Genomic DNA, 15,378 nt, shown 5'->3' with positions numbered 1-15,378 from the left:
CAAATATACGCAAAAACAACCCGAATTCTCAGGAATAGCAATAATACTATATTTATGTATAATGATTAAAATGAAATGTATATCATGGTTCAAATAAGGGTATTACATCTACAGAAACAGATAAAGTATGTTTGCCAGAGCTAAAAATAATGCCTTTTAGCGGAGGTACATCGCTGTAATCTCGTCCATAAGCTGTAATGATATGCCTTTCTTGAGGAACTAAATCATTGGTAGGGTCAAATTCGCACCAACCAATGTTGGGAATAAATACTGAAATCCAAGCATGGGAAGCATCTGACCCTTGCAGTTTTTTCTTGCCCGGAGGAGGCAAGGTTTCTAAATAGCCACTTACATACCGAGCAGCAAAGCCCATACTTCTCAGACAGGCAATGGCTAAATGAGAGAAATCCTGACATACGCCCTTGCGTTCTTTCAACACAGTTTTAATAGGCGTATTGATATTGGTAAAATTAGAAACAAAGTCGAACTCTGTGAATATTTTATGACAAAGGTTCTTGACGCTTTCGTAAAGTGATTGATTTTCAGGGAAAGAAGCTTCTGCAAAGGCATGGATTTCTTCGTCCCAATGAATAAACGGACTCGGTAATAAATACTGTAACAATTCTATTTTTAAAGCATTATTGGTTTTAAATGCCTCGCGGGCCTCTTTACAAGATACTGAAAAATTAATATTTAAAAACTTAGGAAAGGTCTCTACTTTACTTTCTGTCTTAACAATCAATTCTCGATGAGCCGATTGTATAGAAAAATAATGAATAGTATTACCAAAAAAATCGACCCTTTCTACAATTTCAGAAGGCTTTGGAGTAACTAACAACGAAAAACTATGACATATCTGTGTAGATATGTTCAGGGGTTTTAAACACACTAAACTATGATAGCTGTTTACAGAATCATGATATTTATATTTTGTTTGGTGAGTGAGTTTATATTTCATTGGTATCACTATTTTCTGGATTTTCCATTAATGAGTGTTGAATCACAGTATGAGTAAAATACACATCTGTCAGACAAACAGTAACAGACGAAATCAAACTAAAAACATTAGCGAGTAAGTTATCTAAATTTTCTCGATATAAAGTTTCTGCATCATAAGCTCCAAGCGTAGCAATATCTGTTAGCTTAATTTTAGTTGAAGCCTCCAACACTGCTTTTTCAGCTTTGGTTAGCCTTTCATTGCTTGATGTTTTAGGCAGTTTAGAAAGACATTCGGCTAAGGCATCCAATTGATAGCTGAGTGAATAAGGCAAACTTTCTTCCAACAGAATCATATCAAGCATGGCTTCTAAACTTATATGCGATTTATACAATAAACGATAATGAACTAATAAATGATGATTGATTAATACAGCCTCAACCAAATCATTTTCTACGTTAAGGTCATTTTTAAAACTAAAAGTAGAACGAATAATGCTAATTCTTGATAAAATTCTCTCAATAAGTTTCCCAGCTTCTAATAAATAAAAACCGCTGTCGCGTGGCATAGACTCTGAAATGATTCCATAGAAAGTAAATAGACGAGTATGCAACTTGTCTAAAATCTTTTGAATCATGTTCGGATTGTTAGCATCAGGGTCCGAGCTTTTAATCTTTTTTAAGCTATTTTCAATTAAATTAATGATTCTCCATGTATCATGGCTCCATTTATCACTTACTGTAATTACGCCCCTCAAAAAATATTCTACACTATAAGCTATTGTTCCTGCTTTTTTAGCATTAAAAACTAAATCATGAATACCTGGATAAGGATTTTTCAATAATTCAGGATTATCGTCGTCAATAAAGCCAGGATAACTGAGGGTAAGGTGTGTAAGAGACTTTAGCAATATATCAATGTGCTCTGATTTAACAGAACCACCAAAGTTGACATTTTCTTGCAAGGCATTAATCGTAATTTTCAAAAACTTTGTCGTAGCCATTGTTCTTTCACAATACCTTCCTACCCAAAACAGGTTTTCGGCACTTCGGCTAGGTAACGATGTATGATGATGAACAGATGCTGCCGTTGGAATGATAATCCGCGGAGGAGGCTGTAAAACGGTATCAGATACAATCCAAGTGTCTTTAGAAAAACCACCATACTGATGCGAAATCTCAAAGCGGTCTCTTACGGCTGAACTACGGGTTAAACCGCCATCCATCACGTGATAATCTTTGCCATCTGAAACCAAATAAGCACGTAATGCTGCAAAACGAGGCTCAATTTTTCCATCAACCAAGGCTGGCGTAGTAGAAAGACTTACTTCTTCTTGGGCAACGTATTCAGTAGGATTTTCAATAATAAGCTTACGGAGATCATTTAATTGTGCTTCCGTTAATGACTTTCCATAAACTGACCTTATTTTTTGTTTACGATTAGTACTTTTTATAATCAATTTCGGCAGATTCGCCAATACATGATTCATCTCTTTGGCTTGTCCGCACCACCAAGTAGCCACTGAAGGCATAATCAGGCTTTCACCTAAAAAGAACCTAGAAGCGGCATTCATAAAGGGTAATAAACCATTGTTTTCGAGCACACTTGAGCCAGGAGGATTAATCACTGAAACATTTCCAGAACGAATGGCGTGTAATAACCCCGGAATTCCTAAACGAGAATCTTGCCTAAGCTCCAGAGGGTCGCACCATTCATCATCAATCCTTCTTATGATAACATCTACTTTTTCTAACCCATCGATAGACTTTAACCAAACGAAACCATCGCGCACCAATAAATCATCACCTTGTACTAAAGTGTATCCCAAATAAGCCGCCAAATAAGCATGTTCAAAATAAGTTTCGTTATTTGAGCCTGGTGTTAGGTAAACAATGTTAGGATAATCTTTTGCTTTGACGGCCAAAGAAGCTACTGTTTGTTGAAGACTGGTAAAAAAAGGAGAAAGCCTGCTTACATACATTCCATTAGTAAGTTCAGGCAATATTTTACTCATCACACTTCTATTTTCAAGGGCATAGCCTGTTCCAGAAGGTGCTTGTGTTCTATTATCTAATACCCACATCCTGCCGTCGGGTCCACGAGCGATGTCGGCAGCATATAGGGTTAATTGATTTTCAGAAGGTAGCTTTATATCATTACAAGCCCTAAAAAAGCCTCTATTCCCATATACTAATTCAGGAGGTAGGATGTTTTCTTTGATTAACCGTTGACGACCGTAGATGTCTCTCAACATTAAATCTAAGACTAATGCTCTTTGTTTAAGCCCTTTCGCAACAACGTTCCATTCTTTTTGTTCGATAAGAAAGGGAATAGGGTCTAGTTGCCAAGGTCGATTTAAACTTCCTGAATTTTCATAAACATTATAAGTAACACCATTTTCACGAAGTTTGTTGATAATTTCAAAATTTCGAGAATGGAGTTCCTTCATACCTATTTTTTCTAAAGTAGAAAAAAGTGTTTGCCAATGAGGTTTTACTTGACCGTTTGCTCCCAAGATTTCATCATAAGAGTTAATTTCTCGCTGATAGGCTTGAAGTAAATTAGGTGATTTTTCTGTAATCATCGCTCATTGGTTGAAAATGAAGTATTTTAAAATTTATTAAAATTAAGGCTTTTGTAGGAAAACCTTGCACTACTCATTTGATAACTTCATCAATTTTAGCATATACTTTGTTCCAAGTGCTATCGCCGATATTAAAATTATGGTCTGTATCTACAAAAAATAAGTTGATTTGTGGGCTTAAATGATACTTTTCCTTAATCTCAATACCTCCATATTCATCATTAATTCCCTGAATAATTAACATCGGCGTTTGTAGGTGTGCTAAATGTAAATATCTTTCGGGCTCTACACCATTATTAGGATTTTGAAATGGATACCCCAAACACACAATGTGTTTAATATTCAATTCATCTGCGATGAGAGAAATAGCTCTGCCTCCTGATGACCTTGAAAAAACTATTAATTCATTGTTAGCACTCAGGTTTTGTATCCGCTTTTTTAGTCTGGGACATCTAAATTCGATAAACTGATTAGGACGGTTGTATAAATAAACTGCATAACTCCAGTGAGTAACCAAATACAACAGTTTAACCAGCTTAATGTTGAATGCTTTGATAGATTTTGGGAGCCATTTTAGATGACTTTCAATGGACTGAAGTTTATAGATAAAACTTCCTGCGGGGTGTTCCCACATTATTTTGTAGTTGTTCTTTTTGAGGTAGTTTCTTAAGATATGGTTCAAATGAGTGTCCTTGTGCCAATCGTCTCTTCCTACCAGTAAAACAACCTTTTTAAGAGATTGAGTTTTCATCACCTTTATTATTAGCAGTATAGTAATGGTTATTATTAAAATAAAAGTAATAAAAAAAATATCAAAAAATATTAGTATTATCCTGTAATATTTCCAATTCAATGGCTTTACATTACTGTTTTCGATAAATAATCCTTTATCAATATTTAATCATTCATAATTGTAAGCATTAGAATACATTGTTAAATTGGTAACTATTACCATCTTTTAAACATCATCATCAAATGAAATTATCAATTCAATTATTTTCTAGCATTTTGTTATTCATGATTTGTATAAACAATATTCATGCCCAGAAAAAAGATACAGCAATTTACGTCAATCAACATTTTAAAAAATCATGGAAGAATGGGCCACTTATTAGTGGACACCGTGGTGGATTTGATAGTAATTTACCTGAGAATAGTCTTGCTCGTTTTAATATGATTGCTAATGCCTTCAAAAAATCAGCAGTAATGCTAGAATTAGACATCAGACAAAGTGCTGATGGAGATTTGTTTATCATGCATGATGAAACCATTGATAGAACGACCAATGGTGTTGGTGCTATTAAGCAATTGACATCAACGTATTTAGAAAGCTTATACCTAAAAGCACAAAAGGGTGATCCTACACAAGAACGTATTCCAACTTTTGATGGAGTTTTAAAATGGTTATCGGCCCATAAAAACGTTTATCTGATGGTAGATGTAAAAGATGATTTATGGCAAAAAACAGTGCAAAAGATAAAGAAAAAAAAACTAGAAGACCGATGCTTAATTCTGACGTTTTCACCCATCAATACACAGAAAGTATATCAGCTTTCTTCTTCAATTACTATTTCAACATTAATCAGTAACGAGGAGGATTGGGAAAGAATAAAAGCCTTGAATATACCTTTCAGTAACTTGGTAGCTTATATTAATGCTAAAACCCCTGTGTCATTAATTGAAAAACTCAAGAAAAATGGGATAGTGTTAACAAGTGATATTAGCGAAAATGTTCAAAAACATCCTGATGCTTTTGATAAAGGATATTATACGGAATTTCTAAAAACGAAGCAGGTAGATATATTAATTACTGATTATCCTTTTGCGGTGAAGGAGTTGTTGAAATGAAAATACTGTTGTTCATTTGAATGATGCAGTATTTATATATGAATTTTGACAACCAGAAATAGATTTGTAATTAAAAAATTAATGGATACATTCGTACTTATTTTTTACATAACCCAAATACTAACAAGTACTAATCTACCAATGAAGAAAATTATATTATTATTCTCTACTATTCTATTATTTGCCTCATGTGTCTCTCATAAACTTATTAATGTTAACTCATCTGAAATAATTCAAGCCACCCAAACAAAAAATGTTGCATATTTAGAGCCATTATCATTTGTTAGTTTGATTGAGAAAGGGAATAAAACAACCCCTAATGATTCTTTATCTTTAGTATCAAAAATGCTATTAGATTCTATTATATCCAACAATAATAATTTTAAAATCACTCAAAAAATCAATATTCTTGATGAAAGAACTAAGGAGACCGTTGATGTTGAATTGAGTAATATTTTTTTATCTGTAATAAGGTCGAATAAAATTGAAGGACTTAAACTGACCCCAATTATTGATTCAGTATTAAAAAGCAATAAACAAAAATTTGTCTTAGCAACTATTGCTACAGGCTTTGGGAGAAGAAAAGGAAATTATGGAGGACAAATTGCAAAAGCTGTAGGAATAGGAGTATTAACGCTTGGTATGTATGCTCCTGCACCAATTAAAGCAAATACGACTCTATATGCAATAATTATTGATACTGAAAAAAATGAGATTGTTTATTTCTCTAAAGGAATATCAGTCGAAAAGTCTCCTACAGAAAGGGAAGTATTAGAAAAACAGTATAAAAACCTATTTGATGGCTATTTGTATAATATACAACAACCTCAATACTAAGGAAGATTATCAATAACTTGTATAAAGGCGTTTTAAAAAGAACTATTAAGTTCAAAAAATCAAATCCTTCTAAATATGACTAGCGAAGGACTTAAGTCCCTCGCTAGTCATATTTAGAAGGATTGAAAAAATGAAATTTATATTACCTTCTTTTCCAGTACTTTCTTAAATCTAAAGTATTTGGATATTCTGGATTAATTATTTCTATAGGCGTATCGGCCTTAAGATCCTTTTTGTTCTCTGCCACAAACCTAGAAATCGTTGGCGTGTTTCTGATTGGTGCTGCCTCTTCTGTTTCTGGTGCATCTGGTGTATGTCCAAAACCCCAGAAACGGCTAATCATCCTTGATTCTGCCTCGTAACTATTAATTGGGTATGTATCAAAACTTCTACCGCCTGGGTGCGATACAAAGTAGGTACAGCCTCCAATTACTTTATTATTCCAAGTATCCAAAATATCAAATACCAAAGGTGCATCTGCGCCAATAGTAGGATGCAATGCCGAAGGCGGGTTCCATGCTTTGTAACGAACACCTGCTACAAATTCGCTTTTTACACCTGTGCTTCTTAATGGAACTCTACAACCATTACAAGTTAAGATATGACGACCTTCTATAAAGCCAGTTACTTTTACCTGTATTTTCTCCAAAGAAGAATCTACAAATCGAGCAGTACCAGAGTTTGACAATTCTTCGCCTAGTACGTGCCAAGGCTCTATGCCCGAACGGATTTCTAGTTGAGTATTATCAACGGTAATACCGCCATAATAAGGGAAACGGAATTCAAAGAAAGCATCAAACCAAGAGATGTCAAAATTATACCCTGCATCCTTCAAATCATTCACAACATCAAGCATATCTAAATAAGCGTAATGTGGCAAAAGGAAACGGTCGTGTAATTCTGTACCCCAACGTACTAACTTTTTCTTGTATGGTTCTTTCCAGAATTTAGCAATCAACGCTCTAATCAATAAGGTTTGAACCAAGCTCATGTGTTTATGAGGAGGCATATCGAACCCTCTGAATTCTAAAATGCCTAAACGACCCGTTGATGAATCAGGAGAATACATTTTATCAATACAGAATTCTGTACGGTGTGTATTGCCAGTCACATCTACCAAAAGGTTTCTGAAAATCCTATCAACCATCCAGAATGGTACATTTTCACCTTCAGGGATTTGGTCGAAAGCAATCTCCATTTCATACAATCGCTCTTCTCTACCTTCGTCAAAACGCGGTGCTTGACTAGTTGGTCCAATAAAAGGGCCAGAGAATAAATAACTTAATACAGGGTGATGTTGCCAGTAGGTAATCAAACTACGTAATAAATCTGGACGGCGCAAGATTGGGCTATCCTCTGGTTTGGCACCTCCAATCGTTACGTGGTTACCTCCGCCAGTACCTGTATGTTTGCCATCAACCATGAATTTTTCTGTACCCAAGCGAGCAAAGAAGGCTTCTTCGTATAAAGCAGTGATGTTGTCAACTAACTCCTGCCAATTTTTGGCTGGATGAATATTTACTTCAATTACCCCTGGGTCTGGTGTAACATTTAGTTTTTCTAAACGATAATCAGACGGAGGAGGGTAACCTTCAATCCTAATCGGTAGTTGAAGCTTTTCACAAGTTGCTTCAATACAAGCAATCAAATCTAAATAATGCTCTAAATACTCAGTAGGAGGTAAGAATGCATACAAAATACCTTCTCTCTCTTCAATTGTTAAAGCCGTAGTGAACGTAGGAACTTCGAAAATAATCTGCTTTTCGTTCCCTTTTTCTTTTTCTCCCTCGCTCACTTTTTTAGCAGGAGGGAGTTCATAGTCTGGAGCAACAGCACCATAACGTTTTTCCACAACTCCACTAAAATCACCTAATGGTGCTAAATCTTCAAAGGGGCTACGTTCGGCTGGAAACTCTTTTCTGTCGTCTGATAACGCAGGCAATGAGTCCAATGGCAAACGATAACCAATCGGAGAATTACCCGGAATCAGGTAACAATGATTCCTTCTGAAACTCCAAGCACAGCTTGTCCAAGTATTGATACCTCTATCCCATTTCAAAGGAAATACAAAGCCAGTAGGATTATTCAGTCCTTTTTCCAACAGTTTGGCTAAGGTGCGTCTTTCTACTGAATCTTTTAAATTTACTTTTAGAGGGTCAATATTAACAGGAATCTTACCTTCTTCTAAAGCCCAATAAATAGGGTCTTCATAAGCAGGAATAATATTATTGCTGTTGATGCCTAAGTATTTTGTCAGTTCAAAGGTGAACTTTTCTGCATCATGGAAGGTGAATTTTTGGTCGTTTTCTTTGGCGACCAATGCATCATTTTTCCAAATGGTATGTCCGTCTTTTCTCCAATATAGCGCATATTGCCAACGTGGAATCAATTCGCCTGGGTACCACTTCCCTTGTCCGAAGTGTAATAATCCACCATGAGCAAAACGATTTTTTAGGCGTAATGCTAAATCATAGGCTAATTTTCGTTTTAAAGGGCCATCCGCAGTAGAGCTCCATTCTGGCGATTCATAATCATCTACTGAAACGAAGGTCGGTTCGCCTCCCATCGTCATCCGTACATCTTCTTCTTGTAAATCCTTTTCTACATCATAACCCACTTGCATGATGTCTTCCCACTGCTGGTCTGTATAAGGCTTCGTTACCCTTGGGTCTTCATGGATTCTGGTAACTTTATTATCAAATTCAAACGTAACATTACAAACATCGGTAGCACCTGTCACAGGGGCAGCACTTGCATAGTCTGGTGTACACGACAAAGGAATGTGTCCTTCGCCCGCAAAAAGCCCAGAAGTAGGATCAAGGCCAATCCAGCCAGCACCCGGTATGTAAGCTTCAACCCAAGCGTGCAAATCGGTAAAATCAGCTACGGGTCCAGAAGGCCCATCTAAAGATTTAATATCTGACGTAAGCTGTACTAAATAGCCAGATACAAATCTGGCTGCAATACCGTGCTGTCTTAGAATCTGAACTAACAACCAAGATGAATCGCGACAAGAACCACTTTTGATAGTAAGGGTTTCTTCACAACTCTGTACACCCGTTTCCATACGGATGTTATATTGTAAATCATTAAAAACTCTTTGATTGAGGTAAACTAAAAAATCAACAGTATTGATTTCAGTGTAAACCTTATTACTTTCAATCCAACTCATTAATTTTTCGCCAGATTCTCTTTGTTCAAAATACGGGCCTAGTTCTCTTCTTAACTGTTCGTCATATTTGAAGGGAAATTTTTCGGCATATTCTTCTACAAAAAAATCAAAAGGATTGATTACCTGTAATTTGGCAATAACTTCTACCTCTACATGCAATTCTGTGGTTTTTTCGGGAAAAACTACTCTGGCTTGATAATTACCGAATGGGTCTTGTTGCCAATTGATGAAATGATTTTCAGGAAATATTTTGAAAGAGTATCCTTCAATCACTGTTCGTGAATGTGGCGCAGGACGTAATCTAAAAATGTGTGGAGATAGACTGACGCTTCTATCAAACTTGTATTTCGTCTTATGAGAAATGGCAACTTTTATCGACATATAGATTGAAATTGAACGTTAGTTTTATGATTTATGTAAAAAAAGCGAAAAATAGTGTTAAAATGAAGGGGATAGCTATAAAATTATATTTTTGCTTGAAATAGTTTATTTAAAAGTGAAAGTAATTGAAGAAGGCTTTTAACTTTCAGCTTTTGGACATCAGATTTTGGGATTAGGAAATAAACTTTTGGATATTTGAGAAAATCAGTCGTTTAAAATCTGTGGAGAATTGTGATGAGAGAATGCTTGAAAATTTACTAACCATTTAGCATCATTAAGGGGTTAATTAATAAAGTAAAGCGTTTACATTCAAGCCTTATCACTAGCGAGGGACTTAAGCCCCTCGCTAGTGATAATAAAAGATTTGATAATAATATTGTTAAACAAATAAGGACGAATGCAATTAGTCCCTACTGTTTTTTAAAAAGCCTACAGCCTATTGCTTGAACCTATTTCGATAATTCCGTCGCTCTTTTCTGAGCAGCGTAAATTCCTTCTTGTAAGTTTTGTGCTAAAAGTCCTTCTTCAAAACGTTTCAAGGCAGCTTCTGTAGTACCCCCTTTTGATGCCACCGCTTTGATTAATTCATCTAAACTTTTTTCAGCATTATTAATTAAATGGAAAGAACCCAACATGGTTTGTTTTACTAACAAAGCGGACATAGATTCTTCAAAGCCCATTTTTTTTCCTGCTTCAATCATCGCTTTTACTAAATAAAAAAAGTAAGCAGGCCCGCTACCGCTCAAAGCTGTTACGGCATCTAATAAACTTTCATCTTCTAAGAAAACGGCCCTACCAGTTGAGTTAATAAGATTTTCTACCTTTTTTAATTGACTTAAAGTAATATCGCCAGCAGCCGAGAAAGCAGTCATACCCATTCCTAGCAAAGCAGGCGTATTGGGCATAGCACGGACTACCAAAGGGTGATTTAGGGTGCTAATGATTTTTTCAATAGAAATCCCCGCCATGATACTTAGTACCAATTGCTTAGGCTGAATTACGGCACGAAGTTCTTCTTGTAAAGACGGGAAATCCTGTGGTTTTACGGATAAAATAATTAAATCATACTCTCCGATTTTAGAAGAAATGGTGTCAATAACAACTCCTGCTTTTTCCAGTCGTAATGCTTCGGCACGGTCTGAGTTTTTTTCAATCAGAAAAAGGTCTTCCTTTTTTACTAAATCATATTGGATAAACGATTTGGCAAATGCCATTCCCATATTTCCTGCTCCGATGATGGCTACTTTCATTTCAAAAAATTGATTGTGTGATAGAATCTCTGAGATATTTTTCTCAACATTCTGTTTTGATTGTTTGGAAGAACAAAATTACATGAAAAATCCCTGACAGTTTTATAAAAAATGTCAGGGATTGAAATATGCAGAATAATATTTTGAGAATTGCTTATTTTAGAATCTCTTCCAATTTCTTTTCAAGCTCTTCTCCTCTCAGGTTTTTTGCAATAACTTTTCCTTCTTTGTCTAATAAGAATGTTGCAGGTATTCCCTGAACGCCATAGGCTACGGCTGCTGCTGAATTCCAATATTGTAAATCAGAAACATGATTCCAAGCCATACCATCTTTTTCGATAGCAGTCAGCCATGATGTTTTTTCTTGGTCTAAGCTTACTGAAAAAATATCGAAGTTTCTGTCTTTGAATTTATAATATATCCTTACAACGTTTGGATTTTCTCTGCGACATGGTCCACACCACGATGCCCAAAAGTCAAGTAATACATATTTTCCTCGCAAAGACGATAAAGCCAACACTTTATCATTCGGCGTTTTCATCGCAATTTCTGGTGCTTCCGAACCTACACTGACACCTTTCAACCGCATTACTTGTTGCAAGAAAGTCTTGATATGAACATTAGGAGAATTGCCCTTTTCAGCCTTAAATTTTTCTGCTACTTGTAATAACGTTTCCGTATCGTTCTCAGGATTTAAGAAATTGCCAGCCGTCCACAAAGCCACCAAATGCGTACCCATTTCTGGAAGGAGGGTTTTTATTTTGTTAAGGTTAGCTTCTTGTGCCGCTTGAAATTCGTTCTGAATTTTTTGAATAGTAGCATCATCTTTTTTTGCTTGTGCCGCTGTTACTTGTAAATTCCAAGATTCTACTTTGGTTTGTAACTCTTGGCTAATTTTCAGAATTCTATTGAAATATTCAATATTCTTAGAATCTCCAGTCAATTGAAAACTTCCTCTTTTGACAGGGGTATCCATGCCATCAGCAATAAGGTTAACAGTTTCGCCACCTTCCAGAATCAGCAATACTTTCTGGCTGAGTTCCATGCCAAAGAAATTGATTAAATAATAACCACCACCATCAGGTATTTTGCTATTAAACTTGAATGATTTGTCAGCAGCTACTACCGCAGAATCTACCGTGATGGCATTTCCTCGGCCGTTAATTACCTGTAGTAATACCTTTTTATCAGGCACTACATTCATTACTTTCCCCGTAATATTAACCACTTTATCCTGAGCAAAAGTATAGATACTCGTCAGTACAAATAAAATGATGATTGATATTTTTTTCATGTTTTGTGAATGATAACTCAATTTATAAGCTAGTTATAAATTGTCTAAAGTTTTTTGCAATAAAGCAGTGGTTACTTTAGGATCAGCCGAACCTTTAGATTTCTTCATGATTTCACCCATGAACATACTTAAAAGCCCTTTTTTGCCATTTTTGTATTCTTTTACTTTCGCTGGATTATTGGCTAAAACCTCATCAACTAACGTTTGAAGTGCATCTGTATTGCTTTGTTGAATCAGATTCTTAGCTTCAGCAATTTGTAATGGCGTTTTAGTGGTATCGGCAATCATTTCTGGGAAAATCTGGTGCGCAGCCGTTGAGTTACTCACTTTACCATCATCAACCAATTGTATTAATTTCGCCAATTGCTCGGGAGTAATGCTTAATTGTCCGATTTCTAAATTATGGTCGTTCAGATATGATTTTACCGTACCCATTATCCAGTTTGAAACTGCTTTATAATGTTTTGTAAATTGGCACGTTGCTTCAAAATATTCTGCTACTTCTCTGGTATCGGTTAATACATGGGCATCATATTCTGGCAGGCCGTATTGCTTCGTAAATTTCTCTAATAACTCCCACGGTAAAGCAGGCATTGATGCCTTTACTGACGAAAGCCATTCTTCCGAAATCACTAAAGGAACAAGGTCTGGCTCAGGGAAATAACGATAATCGTTCATTGATTCTTTTTCACGCATACCCGATGTACGCCCAGTGGCAGGGTCAAAACTACGTGTTTCTTGAATGATTTTCTCGTTATTTTCAACGGCATCAATTTGTCTTACAATTTCATATTCAATGGCTTTTTGAATGAAGCGCATTGAATTCATGTTTTTGATTTCGACTTTTGTTCCGAAAACTTTACTACCTACGGGCATGACCGAAATATTGACATCGCAACGGAGCGAGCCTTCTTCCATGTTGCCATCACAAATACCAAGGTAACGCACTAGCTTACGTACTTCGGTCATAAAAGTAGCGGCTTCTTCGGCTGACTTGATTTCTGGTTCGGTTACCATTTCTATCAATGGCGTTCCTGCACGGTTATAGTCTAATAAACTATCGCTTGAACCATCAGTATGTAATGATTTTCCTGCATCTTCTTCAAGGTGAATATGATGAAAACGAACTGTTTTTTCGCCTGTCGAGAGTTTCACATGCACACCACCACCCATGCAAATAGGGGTTTTATCTTGTGTGATTTGGTAACCTTTAGGAAGATCTGGATAGAAGTAGTTTTTTCTGTCAAAATACTGATTTTCAGTTATTGCAGACTGGCAGGCAATACCCATTTTCATGGCAAATTCTACCGCTCTTTTATTTAGCTTTGGCAGAGTACCCGGATGCCCAAGTGTAATGGGTGAAATATGGGTATTAGGTGAAGCACCAAATGACGCAGCATCGGCTGCAAAAATTTTACTCTCAGTTTGTAACTGAGCGTGTACTTCTAAGCCGATAACGACTTCGTATTTATCTCTTATTTCTTGATTCACAGAAGGTACAATTTCAAATTTTAGAATGCAAAGATAATAAAAAGCAAATAGTTAGTGGCTTTAGAACAGATAAGTAAGTGGTGACAGAGAAAAATATAATTTTTTTTAGTTCTTTTCCAACCGTTTAATAAGAATAAACGTCTTTATACAAAAGCTCCATAAAACTTAGTTATAAAGTAAGTAGAAGAAGTATTTGTGTGATTAAGGTTATCGGGTTACCCGTGGCTGGTCTATTAGCCAATCCACCAATGCGAAAGCAATTTACTAGACTAATGAGGTCTGGTGAAGACACCAACTTTGGCTAAAGGCTTTCGGTTGTCAGTCATTTTAGGCAGCTTTTAGCCGACTGCTTACAGCCGAAGTCCGACAGCAACAATAAAATACACATAAGCCTCTTTAATTAACAATAAATTTTGGAAAACGAAGAACAGCTCATACAGGCCTGTCTGCAAAATGACCGTAACGCCCAACGAAAGCTATACAATGCTTACGCTGGTAGAATGTTGGTGGTCTGTGCTCGTTATATGCAAAGTAAAGAAGAGGCTGAGGATGTATTGCAAGAGGCATTTATTAAGATATTTCAAAATTTAAGTAAGTTTAGAGGTGAGAGTACCTTAGGAGCTTGGATTAAGAGAATCGTTATCAATGTTGCCATCAATCATATTCGTGCACAACAGCATTTTCAAGGAATGGATAATGTACAGGAATATGAAAATCAATTTACCGATGGCTTGAATGGTATTGAAGGCATTAATTTTCAAGAATTAATTGAAATGATTCGGAAATTACCAAAGGGCTGTCAGTCTGTTTTTAACCTTTATGCCATAGAAGGATATCAACACAAAGAAATCGCTGAGATGCTAAATATTACAGAAGGAACATCAAAGTCACAATATGCAAGAGCAAGAGCCATTTTACAAAGTCAATTATCCGTAAATAGCTAATGATGAACGATTTTACAAATAATTCATTTGAGGAACAATGGCAAAAAGCCTTTGAAGATGCCTCTTTGACTCCATCTGATGCCGTTTGGGATAAGATAGAGCAAGGCTTGAGCATTGAGGCTACGCCAACGGCTCCTCAAACCCCTAAAAATACATTTCCATTCTATTACATAGGTACTGTTCTGGTAACATTACTAGGGATAGGATATTGGGTTTTTATTGCCAACACTGACATTACCAAAGACATTGAACCTGCCGTACAGCAACAAATAAAGTTAGAAAAACAAATATTGGTGAAAAGTCCTACGCCTACTATCAATGAAAAAGAGGTAAGAAAAATTCAACCTCTAGCCCCACAATTACCAGTTAAAACCAAGCCTCTTCCTATAGAATTATCGGAAGAACAACCTTTGGAAAATTTGCCAGAAGAACCTATAGAAAGAACTAAACTGGCAGATAGCATTGAGATGATAACGCCGTTATCAACAAAAAATACCACTCATACATGGCAACAGCCTAATATTGTTGTGCCAGTAGAGGCAACACCATATTACGAACCAGCAAAACCAAAACCTCCTAAAAAGTCAATTTTTAAAAATGTAAAAGTATCAGTTGGAGTAGGAACCTATCAACAATAATT

The 15,378-nt window shown here is 36.0% G+C and carries 11 protein-coding genes; 4 read left to right on the top strand and 7 right to left on the bottom strand.

The annotated features are described in order from the left end of the window. Nucleotides 1-82: 82 nt before the first annotated feature. The 3 genes from J2Y60_RS20140 to J2Y60_RS20130 form a co-directional block, all read right to left on the bottom strand. Nucleotides 83-958 carry a transglutaminase family protein gene (locus J2Y60_RS20140; protein WP_309923038.1) on the bottom strand — a complete coding sequence of 292 codons (876 nt, stop codon included), beginning with the start codon at nucleotides 956-958 and terminating at the stop codon, nucleotides 83-85. Then, nucleotides 948-3,521, bottom strand: a complete 2,574-nt coding sequence (locus tag J2Y60_RS20135; RefSeq protein ID WP_309923035.1) for a circularly permuted type 2 ATP-grasp protein — start codon at nucleotides 3,519-3,521, stop codon at nucleotides 948-950. The genes J2Y60_RS20140 and J2Y60_RS20135 overlap by 11 nt, the downstream gene beginning before the upstream one ends. A gap of 73 nt (nucleotides 3,522-3,594) precedes the next feature. Beyond that, nucleotides 3,595-4,272 carry an alpha/beta family hydrolase gene (locus J2Y60_RS20130; protein ID WP_309923033.1) on the bottom strand — a complete coding sequence of 226 codons (678 nt, stop codon included), beginning with the start codon at nucleotides 4,270-4,272 and terminating at the stop codon, nucleotides 3,595-3,597. A 224-nt stretch (nucleotides 4,273-4,496) separates the two neighbouring features. Between J2Y60_RS20130 and J2Y60_RS20125 the strand changes: the two genes are divergently transcribed. Both J2Y60_RS20125 and J2Y60_RS20120 read left to right on the top strand, forming a co-directional pair. Further along, nucleotides 4,497-5,369 carry a glycerophosphodiester phosphodiesterase family protein gene (locus tag J2Y60_RS20125; protein WP_309923032.1) on the top strand — a complete coding sequence of 291 codons (873 nt, stop codon included), beginning with the start codon at nucleotides 4,497-4,499 and terminating at the stop codon, nucleotides 5,367-5,369. A 141-nt stretch (nucleotides 5,370-5,510) separates the two neighbouring features. Beyond that, complete coding sequence (locus tag J2Y60_RS20120; protein ID WP_309923030.1) at nucleotides 5,511-6,206, top strand: hypothetical protein; 696 nt, start codon at nucleotides 5,511-5,513, stop codon at nucleotides 6,204-6,206. A 142-nt stretch (nucleotides 6,207-6,348) separates the two neighbouring features. Here the strand turns inward: J2Y60_RS20120 and J2Y60_RS20115 are convergent, their stop codons facing one another. The 4 genes from J2Y60_RS20115 to gatB form a co-directional block, all read right to left on the bottom strand. Next, complete coding sequence (locus tag J2Y60_RS20115) at nucleotides 6,349-9,759, bottom strand: transglutaminase family protein (protein ID WP_309923027.1); 3,411 nt, start codon at nucleotides 9,757-9,759, stop codon at nucleotides 6,349-6,351. A 449-nt stretch (nucleotides 9,760-10,208) separates the two neighbouring features. Next, nucleotides 10,209-11,009 (bottom strand): pyrroline-5-carboxylate reductase, encoded by an 801-nt coding sequence (gene proC, locus J2Y60_RS20110; RefSeq protein ID WP_309923025.1) that lies wholly within the window; start codon nucleotides 11,007-11,009, stop codon nucleotides 10,209-10,211. Nucleotides 11,010-11,163: 154 nt separating this feature from the next. Next, nucleotides 11,164-12,303 (bottom strand): TlpA disulfide reductase family protein, encoded by a 1,140-nt coding sequence (locus tag J2Y60_RS20105; RefSeq protein WP_309923022.1) that lies wholly within the window; start codon nucleotides 12,301-12,303, stop codon nucleotides 11,164-11,166. A 33-nt stretch (nucleotides 12,304-12,336) separates the two neighbouring features. Next, the gene (gatB, locus tag J2Y60_RS20100) at nucleotides 12,337-13,794 is read right to left on the bottom strand and encodes an Asp-tRNA(Asn)/Glu-tRNA(Gln) amidotransferase subunit GatB (RefSeq protein WP_309923020.1); all 1,458 of its coding nucleotides are present in this window, start codon (nucleotides 13,792-13,794) and stop codon (nucleotides 12,337-12,339) included. A 413-nt stretch (nucleotides 13,795-14,207) separates the two neighbouring features. On the opposite strand from gatB, the gene J2Y60_RS20095 reads away from it, so the two are divergent. Together J2Y60_RS20095 and J2Y60_RS20090 are read left to right on the top strand one after the other, a co-directional pair. Continuing rightward, the gene (locus tag J2Y60_RS20095) at nucleotides 14,208-14,738 is read left to right on the top strand and encodes an RNA polymerase sigma factor (protein WP_309923018.1); all 531 of its coding nucleotides are present in this window, start codon (nucleotides 14,208-14,210) and stop codon (nucleotides 14,736-14,738) included. 2 nt (nucleotides 14,739-14,740) lie between these two features. Beyond that, nucleotides 14,741-15,376: a hypothetical protein gene (locus J2Y60_RS20090; protein WP_309923016.1), complete on the top strand. Its 636-nt coding sequence runs from the start codon at nucleotides 14,741-14,743 to the stop codon at nucleotides 15,374-15,376. Nucleotides 15,377-15,378: the final 2 nt, after the last annotated feature.

It is taken from the genome of Arcicella sp. BE140 (assembly GCF_031456255.1).
Lineage (GTDB): Bacteria > Bacteroidota > Bacteroidia > Cytophagales > Spirosomataceae > Arcicella > Arcicella aquatica.
Note: the sequence above shows the minus strand (reverse complement) of the source record. Positions and strands in the feature narration are given on the sequence as shown.

What these genes read in the sequence shown, in the direction of transcription:
- J2Y60_RS20125 (WP_309923032.1), top strand. Translation starts at nt 4,497, where the DNA reads ATGAAATTATCAATTCAATTATTTTCTAGCATTTTGTTATTCATGATT.
- J2Y60_RS20105 (WP_309923022.1), bottom strand. Translation starts at nt 12,303, where the DNA reads ATGAAAAAAATATCAATCATCATTTTATTTGTACTGACGAGTATCTAT.
- J2Y60_RS20090 (WP_309923016.1), top strand. Translation starts at nt 14,741, where the DNA reads ATGAACGATTTTACAAATAATTCATTTGAGGAACAATGGCAAAAAGCC.
- J2Y60_RS20140 (WP_309923038.1), bottom strand. Translation starts at nt 958, where the DNA reads ATGAAATATAAACTCACTCACCAAACAAAATATAAATATCATGATTCT.
- J2Y60_RS20115 (WP_309923027.1), bottom strand. Translation starts at nt 9,759, where the DNA reads ATGTCGATAAAAGTTGCCATTTCTCATAAGACGAAATACAAGTTTGAT.
- J2Y60_RS20130 (WP_309923033.1), bottom strand. Translation starts at nt 4,272, where the DNA reads ATGAAAACTCAATCTCTTAAAAAGGTTGTTTTACTGGTAGGAAGAGAC.
- J2Y60_RS20120 (WP_309923030.1), top strand. Translation starts at nt 5,511, where the DNA reads ATGAAGAAAATTATATTATTATTCTCTACTATTCTATTATTTGCCTCA.
- proC (WP_309923025.1), bottom strand. Translation starts at nt 11,009, where the DNA reads ATGAAAGTAGCCATCATCGGAGCAGGAAATATGGGAATGGCATTTGCC.
- J2Y60_RS20135 (WP_309923035.1), bottom strand. Translation starts at nt 3,521, where the DNA reads ATGATTACAGAAAAATCACCTAATTTACTTCAAGCCTATCAGCGAGAA.